21 protein-coding genes and 2 pseudogenes are annotated in these 21,986 nt (G+C 55.8%); 13 read left to right on the forward strand and 10 right to left on the reverse strand.

Annotated elements, in window-relative coordinates; translation table 11 throughout:
* Positions 1-4: 4 nt before the first annotated feature.
* Positions 5-1,117: pseudogene (locus tag ACOBR2_RS15345) on the forward strand (recombinase family protein); the annotation flags it as partial.
* Between the two features lie 477 nt (positions 1,118-1,594).
* Here the strand turns inward: ACOBR2_RS15345 and ACOBR2_RS15350 are convergent.
* The 3 genes from ACOBR2_RS15350 to ltrA (ACOBR2_RS15360) all read right to left on the reverse strand — a co-directional run bounded on the left by ACOBR2_RS15350 (position 1,595) and on the right by ltrA (ACOBR2_RS15360) (position 5,333).
* Positions 1,595-2,326 carry a reverse transcriptase domain-containing protein gene (locus ACOBR2_RS15350; protein WP_420240020.1) on the reverse strand — a complete coding sequence of 244 codons (732 nt, stop codon included), beginning with the start codon at positions 2,324-2,326 and terminating at the stop codon, positions 1,595-1,597.
* Between the two features lie 172 nt (positions 2,327-2,498).
* Positions 2,499-3,806 (reverse strand): group II intron reverse transcriptase/maturase, encoded by a 1,308-nt coding sequence (ltrA, locus tag ACOBR2_RS15355; RefSeq protein ID WP_420236301.1) that lies wholly within the window; start codon positions 3,804-3,806, stop codon positions 2,499-2,501.
* 219 nt (positions 3,807-4,025) lie between these two features.
* Positions 4,026-5,333, reverse strand: a complete 1,308-nt coding sequence (ltrA, locus tag ACOBR2_RS15360) for a group II intron reverse transcriptase/maturase (RefSeq protein ID WP_420236302.1) — start codon at positions 5,331-5,333, stop codon at positions 4,026-4,028.
* Positions 5,334-6,903: 1,570 nt separating this feature from the next.
* Here ltrA (ACOBR2_RS15360) and ACOBR2_RS15365 point away from each other — a divergent pair.
* Positions 6,904-7,314 (forward strand): SDR family NAD(P)-dependent oxidoreductase, encoded by a 411-nt coding sequence (locus ACOBR2_RS15365; protein WP_420236993.1) that lies wholly within the window; start codon positions 6,904-6,906, stop codon positions 7,312-7,314.
* Between the two features lie 195 nt (positions 7,315-7,509).
* On the forward strand, positions 7,510-8,481 hold the full coding sequence (locus tag ACOBR2_RS15370; RefSeq protein ID WP_420236994.1) for a zinc-binding dehydrogenase: 972 nt from the start codon (positions 7,510-7,512) through the stop codon (positions 8,479-8,481).
* A 716-nt stretch (positions 8,482-9,197) separates the two neighbouring features.
* Here ACOBR2_RS15370 and ACOBR2_RS15375 read toward each other — a convergent pair.
* Positions 9,198-9,641, reverse strand: a complete 444-nt coding sequence (locus ACOBR2_RS15375; protein ID WP_420236995.1) for a nuclear transport factor 2 family protein — start codon at positions 9,639-9,641, stop codon at positions 9,198-9,200.
* 85 nt (positions 9,642-9,726) lie between these two features.
* Between ACOBR2_RS15375 and ACOBR2_RS15380 the strand changes: the two genes are divergently transcribed.
* The 4 genes and pseudogenes from ACOBR2_RS15380 (at position 9,727) to ACOBR2_RS15395 (ending at position 12,826) form a co-directional block, all read left to right on the forward strand.
* The gene (locus tag ACOBR2_RS15380) at positions 9,727-10,014 is read left to right on the forward strand and encodes an ArsR/SmtB family transcription factor (protein WP_420236996.1); all 288 of its coding nucleotides are present in this window, start codon (positions 9,727-9,729) and stop codon (positions 10,012-10,014) included.
* A gap of 51 nt (positions 10,015-10,065) precedes the next feature.
* Complete coding sequence (locus ACOBR2_RS15385) at positions 10,066-10,866, forward strand: hypothetical protein (RefSeq protein WP_420236997.1); 801 nt, start codon at positions 10,066-10,068, stop codon at positions 10,864-10,866.
* 24 nt (positions 10,867-10,890) lie between these two features.
* Positions 10,891-11,115 (forward strand): annotated as a pseudogene (locus tag ACOBR2_RS15390) (LysR substrate-binding domain-containing protein); the annotation flags it as partial.
* A 541-nt stretch (positions 11,116-11,656) separates the two neighbouring features.
* Entirely contained in the window at positions 11,657-12,826 is a 1,170-nt protein-coding gene (locus ACOBR2_RS15395) for an IS4 family transposase (RefSeq protein WP_420236937.1), read from the forward strand.
* Here the strand turns inward: ACOBR2_RS15395 and ACOBR2_RS15400 are convergent.
* Both ACOBR2_RS15400 and ACOBR2_RS15405 read right to left on the reverse strand, forming a co-directional pair.
* Positions 12,812-13,021, reverse strand: coding sequence for a transposase (locus tag ACOBR2_RS15400; RefSeq protein WP_420236998.1), 210 nt, complete (start codon positions 13,019-13,021; stop codon positions 12,812-12,814). The two genes, ACOBR2_RS15395 and ACOBR2_RS15400, sit on opposite strands and share 15 nt — an antisense overlap.
* Positions 13,014-13,157, reverse strand: coding sequence for a hypothetical protein (locus ACOBR2_RS15405; protein WP_420236999.1), 144 nt, complete (start codon positions 13,155-13,157; stop codon positions 13,014-13,016). Before ACOBR2_RS15405 ends, ACOBR2_RS15400 begins: the two co-directional genes overlap by 8 nt.
* A gap of 379 nt (positions 13,158-13,536) precedes the next feature.
* Between ACOBR2_RS15405 and tnpC the strand changes: the two genes are divergently transcribed.
* Both tnpC and ACOBR2_RS15415 read left to right on the forward strand, forming a co-directional pair.
* A complete protein-coding gene (gene tnpC / locus ACOBR2_RS15410) occupies positions 13,537-14,952 on the forward strand; it encodes an IS66 family transposase (RefSeq protein ID WP_420237000.1) in 1,416 nt (471 codons plus the stop codon).
* Positions 14,953-14,961: 9 nt separating this feature from the next.
* Positions 14,962-15,045, forward strand: coding sequence for a VOC family protein (locus ACOBR2_RS15415; protein WP_420240021.1), 84 nt, complete (start codon positions 14,962-14,964; stop codon positions 15,043-15,045).
* Positions 15,046-15,247: 202 nt separating this feature from the next.
* Here the strand turns inward: ACOBR2_RS15415 and ACOBR2_RS15420 are convergent, their stop codons facing one another.
* Positions 15,248-16,132, reverse strand: a complete 885-nt coding sequence (locus ACOBR2_RS15420) for an SDR family oxidoreductase (RefSeq protein WP_420237001.1) — start codon at positions 16,130-16,132, stop codon at positions 15,248-15,250.
* A 168-nt stretch (positions 16,133-16,300) separates the two neighbouring features.
* Between ACOBR2_RS15420 and ACOBR2_RS15425 the strand changes: the two genes are divergently transcribed.
* Entirely contained in the window at positions 16,301-16,636 is a 336-nt protein-coding gene (locus ACOBR2_RS15425) for an ArsR/SmtB family transcription factor (RefSeq protein ID WP_420237002.1), read from the forward strand.
* A 494-nt stretch (positions 16,637-17,130) separates the two neighbouring features.
* Positions 17,131-17,808: an epimerase gene (locus tag ACOBR2_RS15430; protein WP_420237003.1), complete on the forward strand. Its 678-nt coding sequence runs from the start codon at positions 17,131-17,133 to the stop codon at positions 17,806-17,808.
* Positions 17,809-18,312: 504 nt separating this feature from the next.
* Here the strand turns inward: ACOBR2_RS15430 and ACOBR2_RS15435 are convergent.
* Positions 18,313-18,636 (reverse strand): NIPSNAP family protein, encoded by a 324-nt coding sequence (locus tag ACOBR2_RS15435; RefSeq protein WP_420237004.1) that lies wholly within the window; start codon positions 18,634-18,636, stop codon positions 18,313-18,315.
* 87 nt (positions 18,637-18,723) lie between these two features.
* Positions 18,724-19,104 carry a DUF4267 domain-containing protein gene (locus tag ACOBR2_RS15440; protein WP_420237005.1) on the reverse strand — a complete coding sequence of 127 codons (381 nt, stop codon included), beginning with the start codon at positions 19,102-19,104 and terminating at the stop codon, positions 18,724-18,726.
* A 104-nt stretch (positions 19,105-19,208) separates the two neighbouring features.
* Here ACOBR2_RS15440 and ACOBR2_RS15445 point away from each other — a divergent pair, with 104 nt between their 5' ends.
* Positions 19,209-19,817: a TetR/AcrR family transcriptional regulator gene (locus tag ACOBR2_RS15445; protein ID WP_420237006.1), complete on the forward strand. Its 609-nt coding sequence runs from the start codon at positions 19,209-19,211 to the stop codon at positions 19,815-19,817.
* 379 nt (positions 19,818-20,196) lie between these two features.
* Here ACOBR2_RS15445 and ACOBR2_RS15450 read toward each other — a convergent pair whose 3' ends face one another.
* Complete coding sequence (locus tag ACOBR2_RS15450) at positions 20,197-20,604, reverse strand: winged helix-turn-helix transcriptional regulator (RefSeq protein WP_420237007.1); 408 nt, start codon at positions 20,602-20,604, stop codon at positions 20,197-20,199.
* A 180-nt stretch (positions 20,605-20,784) separates the two neighbouring features.
* On the opposite strand from ACOBR2_RS15450, the gene ACOBR2_RS15455 reads away from it, so the two are divergent.
* The gene (locus ACOBR2_RS15455) at positions 20,785-21,678 is read left to right on the forward strand and encodes an SDR family oxidoreductase (protein WP_420237008.1); all 894 of its coding nucleotides are present in this window, start codon (positions 20,785-20,787) and stop codon (positions 21,676-21,678) included.
* The last annotated feature ends 308 nt before the right edge of the window (positions 21,679-21,986 follow it).

The raw sequence follows: 21,986 nt of genomic DNA on the forward strand, positions 1-21,986 counted from the left end.
GAGGATGGCAGCAATCTACGCGCGAGTATCATCCGACCAGCAGCGGGAAGCGAACACGATAGCGAGCCAGACGGCATCGCTGATCGAATTCGCTCAGGGGCACGATCTGGAAGTACCTCAAGAATGGGTTTTCGAAGATGATGGCTATAGTGGTGCAACGCTGGAGCGCCCAGGGCTTGAGCGTGTGCGGGATCTGGCCGCAGAAGGACAGATACAGGCTGTGCTGGCATACTCACCGGACCGCTTGAGCCGCAAGTATGCCTACCAGATTCTGTTGATGGAGGAGCTCGCCCGCAACGGCGTCGAGACGTTATTTGTTAAGGCACCGCAGGGAGCCAGCGCAGAAGACCAGTTGCTTGTGCAATTCCAAGGGATGATCGCAGAGTATGAAAGAGCGCAGATACTGGAGCGGTCACGTCGAGGTAAACGACATCGGGCCCAGTCCGGTGAGGTCAGCGTGATGAGCGGCGCTCCGTATGGCTACCGCTATGTCCGCAAGACCGACGAGGCGCCAGCCGCGTACGTCGTACTTGAGGCCGAGGCCCGTGTGGTCGAGTGCATCTATGAGATGTACACAGTAGAGGGCCTAAGCATTGGTGAGATTACCCGACGGCTCAACGCTGAGGGTATTCCAACTCGCAAAGCAAGCGCCCGATGGGAGCGCTCGACTGTCTGGGCCGTACTGCGCAACTCTGCGTATCGTGGTATTGCCTGTTTCGGCAAAACGCGCGCTTCTTCCCGGACACGCGTGATCCGTCCGCAGCGTCGGCGGGGTGTGATTACGCCCAGTATGACAGCAGGCCACGAACGACCTCGGGAAGAATGGATCGAGATTCCTGTGCCGGCACTGGTAAGCGAAGAACGATTTGCTCGTGCTCAGGAACTTCTACAGGAAAACAAAGTACGATCACGCCGCCGCACCATTGAGCCAAGTATCGTGCAAGGGATGGTCAGCTGCCAGAAGTGCGGCTACGCATTTTCGCGCACATCGACGCAAACAAGCGCACGCAAGATTCACTACTACAAATGCATTGGCTCGGATAGCTGGCGAAAATTAGGTGGCCCGGTTTGCGATAACGCCCGCTTCGTCCGGCAGGATCTGCTTGATCAGATCATCTGGGCCGAAGTCATTAAGCTGTTGGAAGACCCAACGCTCATTCAGCAAGAGCTGGATCGTCGGCTGGCAGCAGCGCGCTCGTCGGATCCAACCAAAAAGCGCGAGCAGAGTCTGCAAAGAGAACTAGTGCATGCGGGCAAAGCCATCGAACGACTTCTCAGCGCCTACCAGGAAGAACTCATGTCGATCGAGCAGTTACGTGAGCGCATGCCAGGGCTACGCCAGCGCGAGCAGGCGCTCCGTGCTGAGTTGCAGGCAATTGTCGACCAGGCTAATGAGCAGGCAGCCTTTCTGCGGTTGGCGGAGAATCTTACCGCGTTCCTTGCCCGCCTGCGTGGCGCTGCTGATACGCTGAGTATCACTGAGCGGCAGAGAATCGTCAGGCTGGTTGTGAAAGACGTTCTGATAGGTGACGACACCATCACGATTCGTCATTGCATTTCAGTCCCGCAGCAGGCCCCACCGCAGGGTGGCCATCTACCGCCAAGCGGGACTGACGGCAGAAATTACCTTTTGTGTAAGGGGAGTGATCACTCCGCCTTGCGGGGTTCCCGCCAGAGTTTTCTTCACCGCGCCATCCTCCATCACTCCCGCCGTCAACCACTGCCGGATCAACTTCAATGCCCGGCGATCCGAGATGCGCTCCTTGACCAACACCATCAGTTTTTCCCTGTCGATGCTGTCGAAGTAGCTCTGAATGTCTGCATCAAGAACGAAGTTATAGCCCTGGTTGCCCGCTTCGCGGATCGCTTCCAGTGCTTGCGTGGCGCTCCTCTTCGGACGGAATCCGTAACTGCACGGCAGAAAATCCGCCTCGAAGATCGGTTCCACGACCAGCTTCGCTGCCATCTGCACCACCCGGTCTCGCACCGTCGGTATCCCCAGTGGCCGCTGCTTCCCATCAGCCTTCGGTATCCATCGCCGCTTTACCGGTACAGGGCGATATTGGCCTGCCCTCAAGTCGGCCTGTATCCCTTCGAGAAGCCGCTCCACTCCTTGCTCCTCGATGGATCGCAGCGTGATGCCATCCACGCCCGCCGCCCCTCGGTTGCTGCGCACCCGTCTCCACGCTTCCCACAGGACGTCACTCCTGTAGATCCGGTCGTATAGCGCGTGGAAGCGCCGCGTCTTGTTCTGCTTGGCACACACCCATAGCTTGCGTTGGAGTTGTCGTACTTTATCAATCGGGTTGTTGGCCGTCTCCGGCATGCCCTCGCACTTACCTCCTTGCAAGCTCGATCAAAGCAGGGCCCCTTCCCTCCAGCGTGTTGTCTTGCACGCCTTCTCAGGTGTCGGGTCGGAGGTGGCGCACTGGGTTCCCCCGTGTGCTGGCCACCGTCCGCCGCTCAAACTGGACGTGCAGTTTTCCCGCATCCAGCTTTCACGAAGACTCTCGCTTCTGGGATGCAATCGAAGGAATTAATTGAATAAGGTTTACCAGCCCATACTCACCGTACAGCTTGCTTTCAGGGAGCTGTCTCCAGCCCTTGTTCCGCCAGCGTTTACAACGGTGCGACCGGATGCGTTGCAATATCCAGCCGTTGAGTCTGTTGAAGAGCTTTCGGACGTGGGCGCGCTTGTAGTAATTTCCCCATCCCCGAATTACAGGGTTGAGGTGCGCAATCAGTCCTGATGTATTCAGTGGCACACGTCGCCGAGTTCGTTCACGCACTTGATCCATAAAGCGCTGGATCGACTTTCCCTTCGGATACGCATAGAGATCACCGTCACGTACCCCGGTTCGGATCTTTTGAGGCATCAGCCTGAGTGGCCGCTTGCCTCGCTTGATCTTGTAACCAAGGAATTCGAATCCCTGTCGGACATGGACGATCCGCGTTTTCTGCGGATGAAGTACCACATCCAATTGCTCCAGTATCTTTTGCGCTGCTACTATCGCCGCTCGCGCCTCTGCCGCGGATTTACAGGTGATAACCCAGTCATCCGCGTACCTCGTTATCTGATACCCCTTGCGACGCATTTCCCGATCAAACGGAGTCAGGAGTACGTTACTCAAAACGGGTGAAACCACCCCGCCTTGTGGGGTCCCGCGCTCGGTGGGATAGAGTCGCCCTTTGCTATAACTTCCAGCCTTGAGCATTGCCTGTATCAGGCGCAGCACCCGGCCGTCGGCTATTTGTTGGGCTACCAGTGCAAGAAGTTTCTCGTGGTTGACAGACCCGAAGAAATCCTTCAAATCCCCTTCTACGATCCACTCCGACCCGCTCTGGATTTCTTTCCACACCTTGCGCATTGCGTCCTGCGTCGATCGCCCTCGCCGATATCCGAAGTTGGCTTCATCGAATATCGGCTCGAATATTGGCTCCAACCGATTGAGCAGCGCCTGCTGGCATACCCGATCAAAAATTGTCGGGACCCCTAACATCCGATACTCCCCCGGCTTGCCTAGTTTCGGGATTTGCACCTGCCGCACCGGTCGTGGCTGATAGACATCATCCTTGAGTTCCCTGTGCAACCGATCTAACTGCTGATCCAGTTGCGCGGAAAACTCTTCCAGGCTCTGTCCATCGACTCCTCCACTGCCCCGGTTAGCCCGCACCTTCTCCCAGGCCATCTCCAGGTTCTTCCGCTTGTATACCTTGTCGATTAATGAATGGACCTTCTTTGCACCCGTCGGGTTGATCCAGTCCGACAGTCTCCTCGGGCGGAAATGTACGGGTATTTCACTCATGGAACTGATCCACCTTTCCGTCCTTACTCACTGCCTTCCTCTCTCTTCCCAACCGCCTTCGCCGACTGCCTTCCCCGGCCCACTTCCGCCGCCGGTTGCCCGGTCACATGGCTTTCACCATGCTTCAGGTGTCGGGTCGGAGGTGGCGCACCGAGTTTCCCAGATGCTGGCCACCGTCCGCCGCTCAAACTGGACGTGCAGTTTTCCCGCATCCAGCTTTCACGAAGACTCTCGCTTCCGGGATGCAATTGAAGGTATTAACTGAACCAAGTTCACAAGCCCGTACTCCCCGTACAGCTTGGTTTCGGGTAGCTGTCTCCAGCCACCGTTACGCCAGCGCTTGCAGCGGTGCGACCGGATGCGATGTACGATCCAGCCGTTGAGACGATTGAAGAGCTTTCGGACGTGGGCGCGCTTGTAGTAATTGCCCCATCCCCGGATTACAGGGTTGAGGTTCGCGATCAGTTCTGAAGTTTTCAGTGGCACGCGTCGCCGAGTTCGCTCGCGCAGTTGATCCATGAAGCGACGGATCGACTTTTCCTTTGGGTACGCATAGAGATCACCGTCACGCACCCCGGTTTTGATCTGGTGAGGCATCAGCCGGAGTGGCCGCTTGCCTCGCTTGATCTTATAACCAAGGAATTCGAATCCTTGTCGAACGTGGACTATTCGCGTCTTCTGCGGATGAAGTACCACATCCAATTGCTCCAGTATCTTTTGCGCTGCTACTATCGCCGCTCGCGCCTCTGCCGCGGATTTACAGGTGATGACCCAGTCGTCCGCGTACCTCGTTACCAGATACCCCTTGCGACGCATTTCCCGATCAAACGGAGTCAGGAGTACGTTACTCAAAACGGGTGAAACCACCCCGCCTTGTGGAGTCCCACGCTCGGTAGGATAGAGTCGCCCTTTGCCATAACTTCCAGCCTTGAGCATTGCCTGTATCAGGCGCAGCACCCGGCCGTCGGCTATTTGTTGGGCTACCAGCGCAAGAAGCTTCTCATGGTTGACAGACCCGAAAAAGTCCTTCAAGTCCCCTTCCACAATCCACTCCGATCCGCGCTGGATTTCTTTCCACACCTTGCGCATTGCGTCCTGCGTCGATCGCCCTCGCCGATATCCGAAGTTGGCTTCATCGAATACTGGTTCGAATATCGGCTCCAACCGATTGAGTAGCGCCTGCTGGCATACCCGATCAAAAATTGTCGGGACCCCTAGCATCCGATACTCCCCCGGCTTGCCTGCTTTCGGGATTTGCACCTGCCGCACCGGTCGTGGCTGATAGACATCATCCTTGAGTTCCCTGTGCAACCGATCTAACTGCTGATCCAGTTGTGCGGAAAACTCTTCCAGGCTCTGTCCATCGACTCCTCCACTGCCCCGGTTATTCCGTACCTTCTCCCAGGCCATCTCCAGGTTCTTCCGCTTGTATACCTTGTCGATTAATGAATGGACCTTCTTTGCATCCGTCGGGTTGATCCAGTCAGACAGTCTCCTCGGGCGGAAATGTACGGGTATTTCACTCATGGAACTGATCCACCTTTCCGTCCTTACTCACTGCCCTTCTCTTTCTTCCCAACCGCCTTCGTCGGCTGCCTTCCCCGGCCCACTTCCGCCGCCGGTTGCCCGGTCACATGGCTTTCACCATGCTTCAGGTACTGTTCAGCCGTCCGACTACTGGCAACGCATTGCTCGCCTTTTCGCTCTCGCTTATAGGTCTGCTTACTCCGGTGCCACCCGGAGACGATGCCAGTCCTCCTGAGGTCACGCATTGTTCTTCCGTACCGTGCAGCCCGCAAACACCTTGGTGCGGTGGGTGAATGAGAACGCCTTCGCCTTCATAGTGCAGGCTCGACCTTGCCCCACCTTTGGCCGACCGGTTCATCTTCGGGGTAGCCCCCATCGATTACAGCCCGGTACTTCTCCGCATACCCTTCGGATTCCACCTCACGATGGACACCCTGTCCTCCGAAGTACAACAGCGAGCGGCTTCAGGTTCACCTTGGCTGTATCCGGCTTTCGCCTTCGTGCCCGTCTAGGCTTCTCCATACCTTCTCTCTTCTCCGGCCAGCGAGGCATTACCCCCGCTTTTGGATACAGCGCCCCTCATCCGAGCGCTGGAGGGACTTTAACCCTCCTAAACAATGCGCTGCTCAGCGCACACTATTCAGCCGTCCGACTACTGGCAACGCATCGCTCGCCATTTCGCTCTCGCTTATAGGTCTGCTTACTCCGGTGCCACCCGGAGACGATGCCAGTCCTCCTGAGGTCACGCAATGTTCTTCCGTACCGTGCTGTCTGCAAACACCTTGGTGCGGTGGGTGAATGAGAACGCCTTCGCCCCCATAGTGCGGGCTCGACCTTGCCCCACCTTTGGCCGACCAGTTCATCATCGGGGTGGCCCCCGTCGATTACGGCCCGGTACTTCTCCGCATACCCTTCGGATTCCGCCTCACGGCGGACACCCTGTCCTCCGGAGTAACGCAGAGAGCGGCTTCAGGTTCACCTTGGCTGTATCAAGCTTTCGCCTTCGTGCCCGTTTAGGCTTCTCCATACCTTCTCTCTTCTCCGGCCAGCGAGGCGTTAACCCCGCTTTTGGATACAGCGCCCCTCATCCGGGCGCTGGAGGGACTTCAACCCTCCTGAACAATGCGCTGCTCAGCGCACACTATGAACCCCTCGGACTCCCTCCCGGCTCCGCTCGACTTCAGCCTTTCGACCTTATACCAGCGGTCTTTGCCCGACAAGGCTGCCAGGTAGGGCCTCTCCTGTTCCACAGTTTTCTCTGGAAACGTGCCGCCGCCCTATACCCCGGAAAGGTCCAACAGACGTTCCGGATCAAGTCTGCTGTCTGTTGCCTTCGCCATGACATGACTGGCTCGGCCCTTTCAAACACCTTTCGGCTGTTACTATGACGTGGCTGCGGCGTTCACTTTCGTTGCGGCCCGCTTCCTTGCTCTCCACCGTAATGGACTTTCGACACCCCGCTCTGGCCGAACACATCTCTGTCTGCGGCTGGGGTCTGCTACCGGGCGCTCCGGCGCTTACCCGGACAAGACTTCCACTTGCTAGAAAACTGCGTCTTTCAGGACGCACCATGTCACGAGGTTTGTCACTGGTAACGGGAGCCTCGAGTGACCTTGGGGCTGAGTTCGCCCGCACACTAGCGTGGAGAAAGATGAACCTTGTGTTAGTCGCAAGGCGCGCTGAACCGATGGAGCGACTGGCCGACGAACTTCGGAAGCGACACGAGATCGAGGTGTTGGTTCAGCCGATGGATTTGGCCTCACCCGGCAGCGTCGCAACTTTGGCTGAGAGATTGGACGAACTTAAAATCGCACTGGGCATTTTGGTGAACAATGCAGCGTTCGGCCCTAGCGGACCCTTTCTGCTGTTGCCAGGAATGTCAGCAACTGCTGCGTATAGTACCGGCAGCGCACCTATTTCTGAACTCTGTGACATGAATCGAACCATCAAGCGTGTGCCAAGCCCGGTCGCTTTGTCATAGATGCTTGTGGCGACTAAACCGGGATGGGCTGTGGTCGCGATAACGCGGGAACCGTATGTGATCCGAGTATGAGACGAAGCGGCGGATTCTCGGCATCAACTGCGACAAACAAAGCCTTCGATGTTGCATTCCGATCACCGGTATTTTCGGGCTTGAAACCTGCGTGGATCGTCAGTAGCTCTTTATAATATTGACATGGCTAAGATGAAGGCGGTCGTTGTTTCAGCGTTCGGCAGTGCAGACAAGTTGCTTTATATAGATACGGCTGAACCTCGCTTACAAAGTGGCGAAGTTCTCATCCGAATTGAAGCGACGGGCGTTGGGCAGGTCGACATCATGGCCCGCGAAGGCCGTTATCGATTTCAAACGCCGGGCTTTATCCCCGGCTTGGAGATCGCAGGCGAAGTTTGCCAACTGGGCCCCGGAGCGGATCCGGAATGGTTAGGACGCAGAGTGCTTGCACTTCCCTCGGAGGGTGGCGGTTACGCTGAACGGATCGCAATAAAGGTGGAAGATCTTATCCCACTGCCCGATGAGGTGTCCTCGCGAGAAGCCGTAGCTCTGGGAATGAACGCTCTTGTCGCCGCAGCCGCTTTGGAGCGCGCTCACCCTGGAGCGGAAGAACGAATATTGGTACGCGGCGCCGGTGGTGGCATCGGCATCATGCTCACCCAGCTTTCGGCACGTGCAACGGACTCGGTCACGGCGACAACCTCCTCTCGCGAAAGAGGACAGCGGCTTTCCGATCTAGGGGCTTCCGCGATTTGGAACCGCAATGTCGACCCGGAGCTACCGTCCGACAACTTCGACGTCATTCTCGATACGGTACTGGGACCGGAAACGCTAATCTACATTTCCAAGTTGCGAAACAACGGGCGTTATGTGATGTGCGGAGGGGTTGGTGGACCGCCCTCCTCAGATTATGGAACGGGTCTACTTACCAATTTCCATAAATCGCCGTCCCTCTTTGCGCTAAGCTTGAATTCCTTTCGCTCCGACGCTTTAAAACACCTCGCAGCTAACGTGTTCGACAGCTTCCGCAAGGGCCAACTTTCAGCTGTGTTCGATTCTGACATTCCGCTTAGCCAGGCAGCGGAGGCACACAAGCGACTGGAAACAGGCGAGCCTTTTGGTAAGATTCTGCTCATACCCACCGACCGCCGATAGTCGAGACACATATCTACCGCATTCCCCCAGAAGCGACTAGAATCGCCACCCTGACACGTCTGATGCGAGGAATACATCGACAGGAGCCATTCGGAAGGTTGGCCTGACCGGCCGAGCGGAGTTTGTGGACCTCCGCTTTTCAAGTTCCCCACCAAACATACTCTTCAACAAATGCTGGCGGACGACTGCAAATAAATGCCAAGACGTCCCATCCGGTTGTAGGAATCTCTGGTGAAATAGCTTTACTTGTCCCGGACAATTAAAGCTGCTTCAGTTCGCTCCAGAGGAGCGTCCTGTGAGTTGGCTCGCGCTGTTACAGTGCCCGCGCAGGAATTCCAATAAAACTCTCACTTTGGGCGATGAATCGAGCCTCGAAGAATGAAGTGCGTATAACCTTGTGCAGTCCCATGTAAAGTTACAGACTAATCGTCTCTTTGTTGGATATTCCATCTTCCTGCATCCGCGGCTTATCGACGTTATCAAGCACATACGCCTGGAGCGGCGTAACGACGTGCGCATTGAGTACGAAAGCTGGCTTACAGAAGCAATCGTGAACGGTGTGGGTCCGCTCAATCGGACACGTCGAAAGTCTCTTGCGATTTGCGGGCGTCTGCTCTCCTCCTGTTGACCGCATCCATCGGTTCTCTTGCTATGATCTGCCACGCTTGCGTAGCAAATCCATCAGTTCGACAAAGCAACAGTGCTAATGCAATGTCTCATACGAAGAAAGCGTTGGCCATGTCTACGTCGGACAGATAGGTATCAATGCGCGCAATCTTCCCATTCCGCAAGGAAAAAACCGTGGCAAGATGTTCATCCAGTATCTTCCCATCTCGCTCGGCGGTATTGTTCAGTGAAAGTGCAACCCCATACTGCCCGATCAATATATGTTTGAGCGTAAAAGTAAGGTTGTAGCTGGTGATAAGTCGGGCGCGCACTACCACGGCATCAGCGCCTTGCGCTTCACCGGAGATCAAACTACTTCCGGGAAGAGACCAAACCGCATCTTCCGTAAATAGCGTGTGTAGCAGCTTCCAATCGCGATTGCGTAATGCTGCAATAAAGTTTTCTGCAATGCTGGACTTCTCAGCTTCTGTTGCCATGGTGTTTTGATCTCTCGCGCTTGCCCGCTTCTCCCAAAAGGGTTGCAGTCGCAGCATTGTTCAACTACCATTGAACATAGCAGATTGAGTCGCACTGTTCAATGCAGCCTGAACAATATTTCGGAGTACGGGACCGCTCAAAATGACGACAAAGACGCAACTCGATCTCTCGCTGGTGCTGAACGCGCTAAGCGATCCGACCAGACGTCTCATCCTCCTGCGTCTACGCAAGAGGGAATACCGCTGCTCAGAGTTTGCTGATTTAGGCCCGAAAACCCGGCTAAGCTATCACTTTGCATTTCTAGAAAAAGCGGGTCTGGTTACGATCCGAAAAGAAGGTGTCGGAAAATATCTGACACTTGCACAGCAAACTGCTGAAGAAAATTTTCCGGGGCTCTTGAAGTCTGTGCTTTACGCAACGCATCCTTGAAAAGATGCGAGTTGGCTTGGACGCGTATCAACCCACGCTCATGCAGTCGAAATGAAAGAGGCTACAATCGTGAAGCATTTGCGCAGTCCTGAATGGACTTGGCCGGTTCTTGCAGCTTACACGCTGTTGCAGATGTGGGCGGCGCATGCCTGTGTCTTTTTTGCGCATGAATATGCGCATGCCTTCACGGCTTGGTTGCTGGGTTGGAAGAGCAATCCATTTGCGCTGCACTATCCCCGCCCCACGCTAGTCGTGTTCCTTATACAGTTGGGCATCAACCAGAATGTTGATGAAGGGCCAATCTTTGCAAGTGGGCACGGGCCGCAGGCCGCTATCATCGGAGCGGCCGGGGCGCTGGTTGGGAATGCGCTGATTACCTATACGCTGAGCCGCTGGGGATATGCCAAGGTGAAGCAAGTAGGTTCTCGCGGCTGGGCAATGTTTGCCTATTGGACTACCGTAGCCAGCCTAGGCAACTTTCTGGATTATGTCCCACTACGAACCTTCACGCTCGAAGGAGACATGGGATCGATCCAGCGAGGTTTCGGCTGGCCACCGTGGATGATTTTGGTAGTTCTTGGAATTCCAACTCTGTTGGCACTGATCTACTTCTTTGCACGGATCGAGCGAGCGACTCTGGCGTGGCTTTTTCCGCAGTCCGCCGCAAAGCGGTCCATCATCGCAATTCTGACAGCCTTCACAATCTTCGGCTTCTATGGCGCAGCCGGGCTGCTTGAAGGTGGTCCAGTATCCTACAGACTCTCCGTGATTTCTGTTGGCGTCTGTTTCCCTTTTATGGCATTTCTAGGAGCAAAGCTGGTACACCATAGGGCAGGTCGCTCGTCCGTTTGAAAAGAAAGAAGACTTAAACGGTGTCTCAAGGGAGAACTCCACGCCGGTTTTGGCTTCTTGCCCGTCAGTGATCCCGAACTTCTGGTGCAGGAAGTGTTTGAAGAGCCATTGGTTGTTTGCCTGCCCGGCGGCCACTCGCTCTCCGTAAAACATGCGATTCGCCCGGAAGTGCTGGAGGGATTGCCAATGATTGCAATGGGGCGTCGCGCTCTTCCCTTGGCGTGTGAGGAGACAGACAATTACTCTTGATCCCTGGGACTTGAGTTGATCATTGTCGGAGTGCTTCTCTTCAAAATGAAGCACTGTACTCCGTGGCGCAAGGGACCTGGATCTATCTATTGCCAGCTTCGCTGGCTCACTCCGGTGATGGAGTTGTAGTACGACCACTGTCGGATCGGCTGTTCACTCACAAGTACGGCGTTTTCGTACGGCAGGACAGTGCCGATGAGGTCCTGGGAGATTTTCTCATTCTACTGAACATCGCACAATCGAGTGACGTGTTGTGTCAAAAAAGAGCCCCGCGTGGTGCAAGAAGAAAAAGGCAGTATCGATTGACGCACTGGGGCCATGCCGCTGCGCACGCCGTCTTCGGCTTCGCCAAGTCCGTCAACACTGCAGTTGGCCAATTCCTGACCTTTGATGTTGCTCCACTGCTGTCCGGTTTAACTTAGCCGGGTCGCCGTCAAGTTTATTGCCAAGTTTGGTTTACAGCGATTTTAGGGTGTCCACGATTTGAATTACACGTGGGTCATTTGCGATGCTTTCGGGATTCAACGACCGGGAGTGCCGCATGAACGTGGGCAAGACGCTGTTTGCGCAGGTGATGGAGTTTGTGCCGTGGAAGACCTTTGCGCGCATCATCGAACGGCACAAGGGCGATGCGGGAGTACGCACGCTCGGTTGTGCCGACTTGTTTCGCGTCATGGCTTTCTCTCAACTCACTTGGCGCGAGTCACTGCGCGACATTGAGGTGTGCCTGGAGGCCAACCAGTCCAAGCTGTTCCACATGGGCATTGCGGCACCGCCCGCCCGCTCCACACTGGCCGATGCGCTGAACCTGCGCGACTGGCGCATCTACCACGCACTGGCCCTGCGGCTGATCTCTCATGCCAGGGCACTGTACGCAGAAGATCCTTCGGTGCTGGGACTCGATGCAAGCGTTTACGCTCTGGACTCCACCACCATCGACTTATGCTTGAGCTTATTCGACTGGGCGCCGTTTCGATCCACCAAGGCGGCCATCAAGCTTCATACACTGCTGGACCTGCGCGGCGCGATTCCAGCGTTCATTCACATCAGCGACGGCAAGCTGCATGATGTCAACGTGCTCGACATTCTTCTTGTCGAGGCAGGCAGTTTCTACATCATGGACCGGGGCTATCTGGACTTCGTGCGGCTGTACGCGATGCACCGGGCGGGAGCCTTCTTCGTCACACGTGCCAAGGAGAACATGGATGCGCGACGCGTGTATTCGTTCCCTGTGGACCGGGCCAGCGGGATCATTTGCGATCAGCGCATCATGCTCAATGGCTTCTACTCGGCAGAGAATTACCCGGACCATCTACGCCGCATTCGCTTCAACGACCCAGAGACGGGCAAGACACTGGTCTTTCTGACCAACAACACGGCATTGCCTGCACTGACTATCGCCGAGCTTTACAAAAGCCGCTGGCAGGTTGAGTTGTTCTTCAAATGGATCAAGCAGCACCTGCGCATCAAGCGATTTCTGGCTACTAGCGAGAACGCCGTGAGAAGCCAAGTCTGGTGTGCCATCGCCACCTATGTCTTGATCGCCATCGTCAAGAAGGAACTGAAACTAGAGGCCTCGCTCTACACTTGTCTACAGATTCTGTCGGTATCGATCTTCGAGAAAACCGAGATTTCAAGCGCTCTTCAGCCAAATCTCTACCGATCTGACCAAGTAACTCTTTCTAACCAACTGAATCTATTCGACATCTAACCGGACACCAGTGATGTTGCTCCATAAGTCTTCTACCGGATTCAGGTGAGGAGAGTAACCCGGAAGCATCTCAATTTGCAGCCAACGACGCTGGCTCTCTAGATACTGCTTCATCTTCCGGCTCATGTGTGCAGGCAATTCATCCCAGATCAGAATTACCTTTTGCCCGCGCAAGTGCCTCTTCAGATCATGCACGAAAGCAATCCAGGCGCTCGTCGTTGTAGCTGCTTGGTTGGGTCTGAAGCCACAACCGGCAGCGCTTGCCGTCCCTGCGATAGCCGAGCGCCGCACTGATCGACAGCTTCTCCCAGTTGAAGTCATAAACCAACACCGGAGTCTCCCCCCTTCGGTGCCCAAGTCCGCCTTTCCGGCGGTCTCTCCCAGACTCCGCTTTCGTCTTGGAAGGGCTGACTACACCAAACGTGAAAATCGTAGGCTAGCGATCTCCAGACAGTGCGAGCCAAGTGGCAAGAACGGCGTTTGAACTAAGTCGCTGGTACGTTCTGACGCAGCGAAGGCTAGGCTCAATGCTCCTACTGAACGAGGCGATAAAGATATATCTTATCTCTCAGCCATCCGAAGCCAGCGTCCCTCTGAAGTAGTGTGTGCCGACGGCGAGGGGAACAAAGGTCGGACGTATTTGTTTAGCGTCTTGATTCTGCATCCAGGAATGTACTTGTACAGATTCGGCGAATCGGTACTCTGTGAGCATGGAATCGCTGGTTGAGGAAAACGCTCGGCTTCGGCGGGAAAACGCGGAGTTAAGGACCGCCAACGATCGATTGGAATTGCGCGTACAAGAGTTGGAGCGCCGGGTGCAGGAGTTAATGCGCGCTCTGGAAGAGGCACAACGGGCCGGGAAGCGTCAGGCTGCGCCGTTTTCGCGGCACAGGCCGAAGGCCCAGCCTGCCAAGCCCGGGCGGAAAGCAGGAGCCAGATATGGCTGCCGTAGTCGGCGTCCGATTCCTACTGCGATCGACCAAACGCTGGAAGCTGAACTGCCGGACTGTTGCCCGCACTGCGGCGGCGAACTTGAAGAGGCCAAGATCGAAAAGCAGTATCAGACCGAGATACCGCAACCCAAGGTGGAACGGATTGAGTTTCGAATTCATGTGGGCCAGTGCAAGCGTTGCGGCCAACGGGTGCAAGGCCGGCATCCGCGCCAGACCTCGGATGCGGTGGGTGGCGCGGCGTCGCAACTGGGAGCGCGGGCGGTGGCGCTGGCCACGGAATTGACCAAGGGCATGGGCCTGTCGCATGGCAAGACGGCGGCGGTGCTGGAGACAGCCTTCGGGTTGCGAGTGAGCCGCGGCGGTCTGGCGCAAGCCTTTGCCCGGATGGCGCGGAAGGCAGAACCCACTTATCAGGAGTTAGTACAACAGATTCGCGGTTCGCCCAGCGTGACGCCGGACGAAACCGGTTGGAAGGTAGGCGGACAACTGTGGTGGATGTGGGCCTTCAGCAGTGACAAGCTCACGGTGTATTCCATTCAGCCCGGGCGCGGATACGAGCAGGCGAGTGTCATCCTGGGAGATGACTTCGACGGCTTTCTGGTGCGCGATGGATGGGCCGTCTACCGGCGCTTTACTCAAGCTGTGCATCAAACGTGCGTGGCGCACTTGCTCAGGCGCTGCGGCGAAATGCTGGAGGTGAGCACGCCGGCAGCGGCGGCGTTGCCGAGCACCGTGAAACAAATTATGCAAGCTGGCCTGAAGCTGCGGGATCGCCGGGATCGAAACCTGATTGGTGAGCAAGGGCTGGCGATCGCTCGCGGCCGCCTGGAAGCGCATTTGGACCGTGTCTTGAGCCGTAACTATCGTGCTCCGGCCAATCGACGCCTGGCCAACCACTTGCAGCGCGAACGAGAGGCCATCTTCACTTATCTCTACTACCCTGGCCTGGATGCGACCAACTACCGCGCCGAACAAGCCATCCGTCCCATGGTGGTCACACGCAAGGTCTGGGGCGGCAATCGCACCGAAAAAGGCGCACATACACAGGGCGTACTGGTCAGCATCCTACAGACTTGCCGCCAGCAGCTCCGGCCCGCTACCGAGTTCCTCCAGAAGATGCTTCACCTTCCCAAACCCAAACCCTTGGAACTAGTTCCACCCACTCCCCGCTAAACAAATACGATCGGACATCTTCACCTGTACGTCGGTGATCTGGAGGAATCCCGTAACTTTTTCACCGGCCTTGGCATGACCCTGGCACGGTGATGGCCCCCAATGCAGATTGCCGATTTCGGCGCAGGGGGGCTTGTTCACGCATCGCATTGCCATCAACACGTGGCAGGGAGTCGGCGCTCCACCGGTGCCCGCAGGCACAGCTCGCATCCGTCATTCTGAGATACGCTTCGCCGTACTGGAACATTTGCAAGCTGCGCTAGCTGCAAACCCCGCTGCAAAACGATAGAACAGCCTAATACTTCATTTTCGCCAAATCCTCAACCAGACCGGCACCGGTCGGATTCCAGCCCAGGGCTTTGCGCGTCCACTCGCTGGAAGTGGGCATATCGAATCCAGCAAAGTGTGCTAACCATTCGAAATGGTTCGCGGCTTCTTCCCGCGTGAGCGACTTCACCGGTACACTCAAACCCCTGCCGATGGTCTCTGCAATTTGCCGCATCGGCACACCTTCTTCCTGCACAGCATGATAGACAGTGTACCCGTCACCCGTTTTCTCCACGGCCAGCCGGTAAAGGTGTGCAACATCTTTGACAGGAGCGGCTGGCCAGCGATTGGAACCGTCGCCGACGTAAGCGGAGATGCCCTTGTCACGGGCGAACTGAACAATGTAGGGCATCAGCCCTTGCCTATGCGGGTCATGCACCTCCGGTAGACGCACAACGGCTACGCGGACGCCGCGCTCCGCAATGGCTTTCGCCACCTGCTCTGGGTTACGCGGCAGGTTCTGGTGAGTGGCGGGGGAATCGCTCTCCATCCGCAATTGTCCAGGTTCGCTGTTCGGAATACCCGTACCTGAAGTTACGATCAGCAGTTTGCCCGACTCCAGTACGGACCCCAAAGCTTCGATGGCCTTGCGCTCGTTCTCGCCGTTTTGCGCGAACTTTGAGAAGTCGCGGTCAAATGCCAGGTTGACGACGGCATCAACGCCCGTTGCACCACGGCGCAGGCTATCCAAGTCTTCCATATTACCGTGATGCACCTCAGCCCCGGCGGCAATCAACTGCTCCGCACCGGCGTCGCTACGCGTCAAACCTCGCACCTGGTGCCCTGCTGCGATCAGTTCCTTCACCAGTTCAGTGCCGATAAAGCCTGTCGCACCTGTAACAAGAACTCGCATTGTGATTCTCCTCGTTGCTTCCATAGAAGGCGTTATTACCCTTGAGAGACCTCATACCAGCCTTTCGCATTCAGGGCTTCTCCCTACTATACGATACATATCAACACGTCGTATCGATAAAGACACAGCGCTACCTTCGAAAGGGGGACCGCGCGCCACTTCGGCGTTATGATGGAAAGCAAGGAACGAAGCGAGAGTCTATTGGCTACCCGAAAATCAGCATCTTCAACTCGTTTACCGCCCAAGCAGTTTGAGCGCGTATCCCGCGCTCTCGCCGAGCCTCGCCGAACCCTGATCCTGAAGCAGATTTCCGAGGCGGGAGGTGAGATCAATTGTGGCGATCTCGCGGCCCAACATGAGATCGGTCATCAGACGATGTCGCACCACACGAAAGAACTAGAAAATGCAGGGTTGATCGACATTCGACGTGAAGGACGATTCGGGTATATTTCTCTAAATCGGGATATTCTGCGCGCGTTTCTGGATGAACTTTCAGAAATCTAAATGAGGCCGGAAGCTAACGCCGAACCTGGACTAAAGACTGTGCAGGCAGGGTCACTGGCGCCCGAATTCTCGCATCACAATGGGGCTCTCGGCAATTCACGAGTTAAGTCTTGGGATGTCGCATTCTCGGAAGTTGGGTGCTGTGGCACCTGAACGACGGTCCCTGCCGGGTTGCGCAAACGAACGTTTACGCAACAATCTTAGTGAAAGCCCAAATCCCAGCATTTTGAGTTGCAAAAAGGTATTGAGTGATAAAGTCATTGGCAATACCTTTCCGCAACCATGCTCATCGGCTACGCACGGGTTTCGACCAACGATCAAGACATGACCGCGCAGGCATCCGCCCTGAAGGTGGCGTCTGATCGTACGAAAATGACCCAGATCTCAACGGTTCAAATGTGGAGCAATCCAGGCATGGCTTCCAACCGGGTGCCTGTTCGCACTCTCTGAACACAGACCCGTCCAACGGGTTACCATGCAAACAGGAGCCGTCCATGCTCAACGAAACCGCAACCCTCAAGCTCATCCTCACCGGAGCCACCGGCTTAGTCGGCGAAGGTGTGCTCTTGGAAGCACTCGAACACCCTGCTGTTGGTCAGATTCTTATGGTCAGCCGCAGGCCCTCCACCTTGGTCCACCCGAAGCTTAAAGAACTTCTCGTCCCCGACTTCATGCACATCGAGAACGTCACTACCCAGCTTACCGGCTACGATGCCTGCCTCTACTGCGCGGGCATCAGCTCCGCTGGTATGAACGAGGCTGACTACACTCATATCACTCACGACATCACCATGCACTTCGCCGAGGTGCTCGTCGCCCTCAATCCTCAAATGATCTTTATTTACGTTTCCGGTTACCTGGCCGACAGCACCGAAAAGGGTCGTGTTATGTGGGCTCGTGCTAAAGGCCGCACCGAAAACGACATCATGCGCTTGCCTTTTCAGCACGTCTACAGCTTCCGCCCCGGCTTCATGAAGCCTTTTCCGACGCAGCGCAACGTGAAGGGCTATTACAAGCTCATCACCTTGCTCTACCCCATTCTCGACAAGCTATTTCCCAACTACGTCAGCACAATGCAGGAACTTGGCCTCGCAATGATCAAGTGCATTCTGCGTGGCTACCCGAAGCAGATTCTGGAAGTCAAAGATATTAACCAGCTAGCAAACTCCTGACTACCCTATTTACACTTCCCATTTTCTGGCGCCAGATAGGATACTCGAGTGTTGGTGGGAGTTGCGTTGCCGTTTTCATGAGCATCTCAGCGGTTCTCGCAAATGGTTTCACATCTCATAGCGAACGCCTGAAAGTTACTCCAGCTTGTCAAAAAGTTGTTTCGCCGCTTGCTCACTCACAGCCTCTTTAGCTGGCTTCGCCTCTTTGACAGGACCTCTGAAGCCAAATATTGACTGGAGCCACTGTATTCAGCCGGTTTAGCATCCGGGGATGTGGCTGCGAATAAGCTGGCTGCAAGATAGGTCCCGGGAACGCTTTTCTCGTCATCTGAGCGCCGCAGGTAGTAAGAGGGGAAAGTACCAGGAAGGGGGGCGAGGCTGTTACGAACCTCGCCGACAGGGCTCTGGGCGGCAGGCATTCTCAAGGCTTATCGGAACCAGCGCAGTTTCGATCGCCCTGAAGTTACGGGTGTGGCAGCGTCCCGTCTGAGTGTCGTTGTTCCCTCACTTCAGAGGAGACCTCGTTGAAGGCGTAAGAATTGTGGATTGAACGGCAACGATGTTGGATCGATCCCAGTCCTTGGTTTCCTCGGCAAACTCGGGACTCCCCATGTACCGTCGAACGACCTCGCCGGGATCTTCGCCCTCCGGATAGGAAACCAGCACGAAAGCCTTTGGCTCGACGCTGTCCTTTACGGTCCAGATGCCGTGGGGCTCAATCCCAAATAGCGAAAAGCTATCGAGATGGCGGGGATACACCTGGTTCATGTAGATGTCGAGCGTCTCTTTGCTGCGCAGGGTGTACTGGCGAAGTTCAAACGTTCTCATGGAAGGCTCCTTGCTCAAAGACTTGGTTCGAGAATTTACTGGTCGTCAGTCAACGTTTGCTGGACAACGACCGTGGGAGGCATTGGCTCAGAAAATGTTGATCAGAAACAGGCCTGTGACCACCATGACCGCGAAGGTCACACCATGGATCGAGAAGGCTGCCTGCTTCGAACCGCCTGAGCCCAGTACGTTCGACATATCGCCGAACGCGGTCAGGGATTCAACGAGAAGCGCTATGCCCACCGTCTGCTGGTTCGTCGTAAGCATCAGGGTTAGGACAACCAAACCGGATACGATGTCCCGGATACCTTTGAGGCGTAGCCAGGCCCGCGTGTCAGGATCAGGTGAGGGCAGTTTGAGGCCGAAAGATCCTGTCATCTTTTCGGGGGATGCGATGTAGAGACTGCCAATGATGATGATGCCGACCGCGAGGAGTGCGGCCACTGAAAGCGGGATGGTCGTGTGCATGATGTATCTCCTTTAGAAAATCTAGCAACGCTATACAAGACGCCGGGCATAGCGAGAAGGATTCAATAATCCACGATATTTTCTAGCAGTGCTATTATTTGCTTATGAAAACGACGGTAGCTCCAAGTCGGATTGCGGAAAGGAAACTGCGCGACCGGCAGGCGCGACGGGCACAGATCATCAGCGCTGCGCGCCGAATTGCGGAATCCGAAGGATGGCCCAGTGTGACCGTTCGGCGGCTGTCCGACGAGATCTCATATAGCCAACCCGTTTTGTATGCACACTTCGGGAGCCGCGAGGGGATCCTCTCCGCGGTTGCTCTCGAAGGATTTCACGAACTGGGTGTTGCTTTGGAAAAGGCAAAGAAGCGTGCGAAAGACGATGCTTCGATAGAAGGATTCGCGTCCGCGTACATGGCGTTCGCGTCGTCGTCGCCCGCACTGTACGAAGTAATGTTTTCCCTTAGCCTCAATGTACCTTTCGCAGCCCCTGCGACTCCGGCCGAGTTGCAATTCGCCTTTGCGCAACTCATGGAACTCTTTAAAAGCCAGGGCTCGAAGTCAGAGGTCCTCTCTGAGGTGTTCTGGGCCGGACTCCACGGGCTTGCCGAGCTCACCAGAACCAAACGACTTCCGCGTAGCCGCCAGAAAGAGCGCCTCAAGGTCCTTGTCGAGCTCTTTAATCGCCGCGCTGAACAGGTTCCACAGTTGTAGGATCAATACGTTTTGCTTAGTCAGATGGCGCGTCATTCAACGGCGGTCGTTCGCATCGGGAGCACCTTTAACGCGGTTGTCGTCAGTTGGCCGGGACGGATGGTCTATTAAAACAGCGACCATTTGACTCGTGTGAACCAGGTCGGCCCCGGCGTTCCCGACTATCGAAAGCGGCAAATGCACGCGTCAAGGACGTGCCTCCATCGCGCATTCTTCTAAGAAATGCGCTTCTTGGCATTCTGTTTACTAACGAGAAGCCGACGAGCGGTACTAATCCGACGCGTGAGTGCATTGACGATATTGCATCCATCTAGAGCTTTTCATTCCCGAGGGAAGGGTTTTTGAGGATGGCTAAGGCTGAAGAAGGATTCTATTAGAGTCACGGAGTGCGACGATCAAAGCCGATTCTGGCTTCCTTGATCATGTCCCAGTTGTGTCCGATCCAATGGGTCAAGGTCCGAATTGGCTCCAAAAGGCTCAGACCAAGAGGAGTAAGTTCATACTCCACCCTTGGGGGAACCTCCGCAAACACGTGACGTGACAGGAGGCCGTCCCGCTCCGCTTGGCGCAACGTAGTGGTGAGCATCCGTTGCGAGATGCCATCTATCGACCGTTGCAGTTCAGAAAAGCGCGCGCGATAGCCCGACTTCCTCGAAAGCGCAACAAGGAGCAGGATGCTCCACTTGTCTCCGATCTTTGCCAGGAGGTCGCGAAGCGGCTCTGTTTCTTCACTTCTACACATGAGGGCGACTGGTCCTCTGACAGCGTCTTTGTTGGACTTTTTCATAGGTTACTTCCAGCTCCGTTACTAAGGTGAATGTGCCGTCTTCCCTAAACGTAGCACTTATTCGATGATGTAGGTATTGATTCGTAACCATCAACTCGATCACATCGGGACTTTCGAATCGACGGGCGAATAAACCACGAGGCGCTCAGGCGTTTGCTTCACGAATGCAAGGAGATTCCAATGCGTGTATTTCTTACCGGGGGCACGGGCCTGATCGGTTCAGCCATCGTTCCGGAGCTCATCAACGCTGGGCATCAGGTCCTTGGCCTTGCTCGGTCGGAGACGAGTGCAAAAGCACTTCTCTCCGCTGGTGCTGAGGTCCTTATGGGAAATCTCGAAGATCTCCGCACTCTCTCGGACGGTGTGAGCCGGGCTGATGGAGTGATTCACTGTGCCTTCGAACTCGATTTCGCAAACTTTGAAAAAAATAGCGAAACTGAGAGGCTAGCAATTGCGGCTTTCGGTGCCTCGCTTGCAGGCTCTGATCGTCCTCTGATTGTTAGTTCGGGACTTGGGCTGGAAGCACCGACCCGTCCGATCACGGAGGATGTTGATTCGCCTACCGTTTCAGCGTCACCTCGCGGTCCGGAACAGGCTGCACGTTCGCTGCGTCAGCAGGGCATCAACGTCACAGTCGTGCGCGTTCCCCAGGTTCACAACACAGTCAAGCAGGGGCTCATTACGAGCCTCATTGCGGTAGCGCGTCAAGCGGGTCAATCTGCGTACGTGAATGAAGGATTGAACTGCTGGCCGGCCGCGCATGTAACCGACGTTGCGCGTCTCTATAGGCTAGCGCTTGAGAAGCGCGAAGCCTCCCGTTACCATGCAGTCGCCGAAGAGGGAGTCCCGCTTCGAGATATCGCCGCCGCCATTGGCCGGGGCCTTAAGGTTCCCGTCGCTTCTATCTCATTGGAAGAGGCACGAGCCCGATTCGGTCGCATCGGCGGATACGTAGGGATGGATCTTTCGGCATCGAGCGCGTGGACGCGGAAGCGGCTCGGTTGGATCCCAACTGGGCCTGGGCTTATGGAAGATCTTGACCGTACGCGCTATCTAGAAAACTCAGATTCTTGAGGCGAAGCTGTCTTACCCTTGAGAGTCTTGACTGCTGATTGCAGGCCTTACCGCTCATTCAGCGGGAGTGCAGCCAAGTTGCAGGTCAGTTTACGACTCGGCGATAATGCGTAAACGCACATCATCGTAGGCGACAGCTAGCGTTCACGGAGACTAACCCTCGGAGCAGGATTCAACGCACGGTCAATGGCCGATCCATTGGAAATTTGGGCCGGCCGGGGACGCTCATCGCGATGAATAGGGCAGAACTCTGAGTGGATGAGAGCGGACTGTGGGGCTAATGAATGGGGCACCTGCATGGCGTATTA

This window comes from Telmatobacter bradus, from assembly GCF_048629425.1.
Lineage (GTDB): Bacteria > Acidobacteriota > Terriglobia > Terriglobales > Acidobacteriaceae > Telmatobacter > Telmatobacter bradus.

What these genes read in the sequence shown, in the direction of transcription:
- ACOBR2_RS15435 (WP_420237004.1), bottom strand. Translation starts at nt 18,636, where the DNA reads ATGAGAACGTTTGAACTTCGCCAGTACACCCTGCGCAGCAAAGAGACG.
- ACOBR2_RS15385 (WP_420236997.1), top strand. Translation starts at nt 10,066, where the DNA reads ATGAAAGAGGCTACAATCGTGAAGCATTTGCGCAGTCCTGAATGGACT.
- ACOBR2_RS15440 (WP_420237005.1), bottom strand. Translation starts at nt 19,104, where the DNA reads ATGCACACGACCATCCCGCTTTCAGTGGCCGCACTCCTCGCGGTCGGC.
- ACOBR2_RS15445 (WP_420237006.1), top strand. Translation starts at nt 19,209, where the DNA reads ATGAAAACGACGGTAGCTCCAAGTCGGATTGCGGAAAGGAAACTGCGC.
- ACOBR2_RS15420 (WP_420237001.1), bottom strand. Translation starts at nt 16,132, where the DNA reads ATGCGAGTTCTTGTTACAGGTGCGACAGGCTTTATCGGCACTGAACTG.
- ACOBR2_RS15380 (WP_420236996.1), top strand. Translation starts at nt 9,727, where the DNA reads ATGACGACAAAGACGCAACTCGATCTCTCGCTGGTGCTGAACGCGCTA.
- ACOBR2_RS15350 (WP_420240020.1), bottom strand. Translation starts at nt 2,326, where the DNA reads ATGCCGGAGACGGCCAACAACCCGATTGATAAAGTACGACAACTCCAA.
- ACOBR2_RS15375 (WP_420236995.1), bottom strand. Translation starts at nt 9,641, where the DNA reads ATGCTGCGACTGCAACCCTTTTGGGAGAAGCGGGCAAGCGCGAGAGAT.
- ACOBR2_RS15370 (WP_420236994.1), top strand. Translation starts at nt 7,510, where the DNA reads ATGGCTAAGATGAAGGCGGTCGTTGTTTCAGCGTTCGGCAGTGCAGAC.
- ACOBR2_RS15425 (WP_420237002.1), top strand. Translation starts at nt 16,301, where the DNA reads ATGATGGAAAGCAAGGAACGAAGCGAGAGTCTATTGGCTACCCGAAAA.
- ACOBR2_RS15365 (WP_420236993.1), top strand. Translation starts at nt 6,904, where the DNA reads ATGTCACGAGGTTTGTCACTGGTAACGGGAGCCTCGAGTGACCTTGGG.
- ACOBR2_RS15455 (WP_420237008.1), top strand. Translation starts at nt 20,785, where the DNA reads ATGCGTGTATTTCTTACCGGGGGCACGGGCCTGATCGGTTCAGCCATC.
- ltrA (WP_420236302.1), bottom strand. Translation starts at nt 5,333, where the DNA reads ATGAGTGAAATACCCGTACATTTCCGCCCGAGGAGACTGTCTGACTGG.
- ACOBR2_RS15430 (WP_420237003.1), top strand. Translation starts at nt 17,131, where the DNA reads ATGCTCAACGAAACCGCAACCCTCAAGCTCATCCTCACCGGAGCCACC.
- tnpC (WP_420237000.1), top strand. Translation starts at nt 13,537, where the DNA reads ATGGAATCGCTGGTTGAGGAAAACGCTCGGCTTCGGCGGGAAAACGCG.
- ACOBR2_RS15450 (WP_420237007.1), bottom strand. Translation starts at nt 20,604, where the DNA reads ATGAAAAAGTCCAACAAAGACGCTGTCAGAGGACCAGTCGCCCTCATG.
- ltrA (WP_420236301.1), bottom strand. Translation starts at nt 3,806, where the DNA reads ATGAGTGAAATACCCGTACATTTCCGCCCGAGGAGACTGTCGGACTGG.
- ACOBR2_RS15395 (WP_420236937.1), top strand. Translation starts at nt 11,657, where the DNA reads ATGAACGTGGGCAAGACGCTGTTTGCGCAGGTGATGGAGTTTGTGCCG.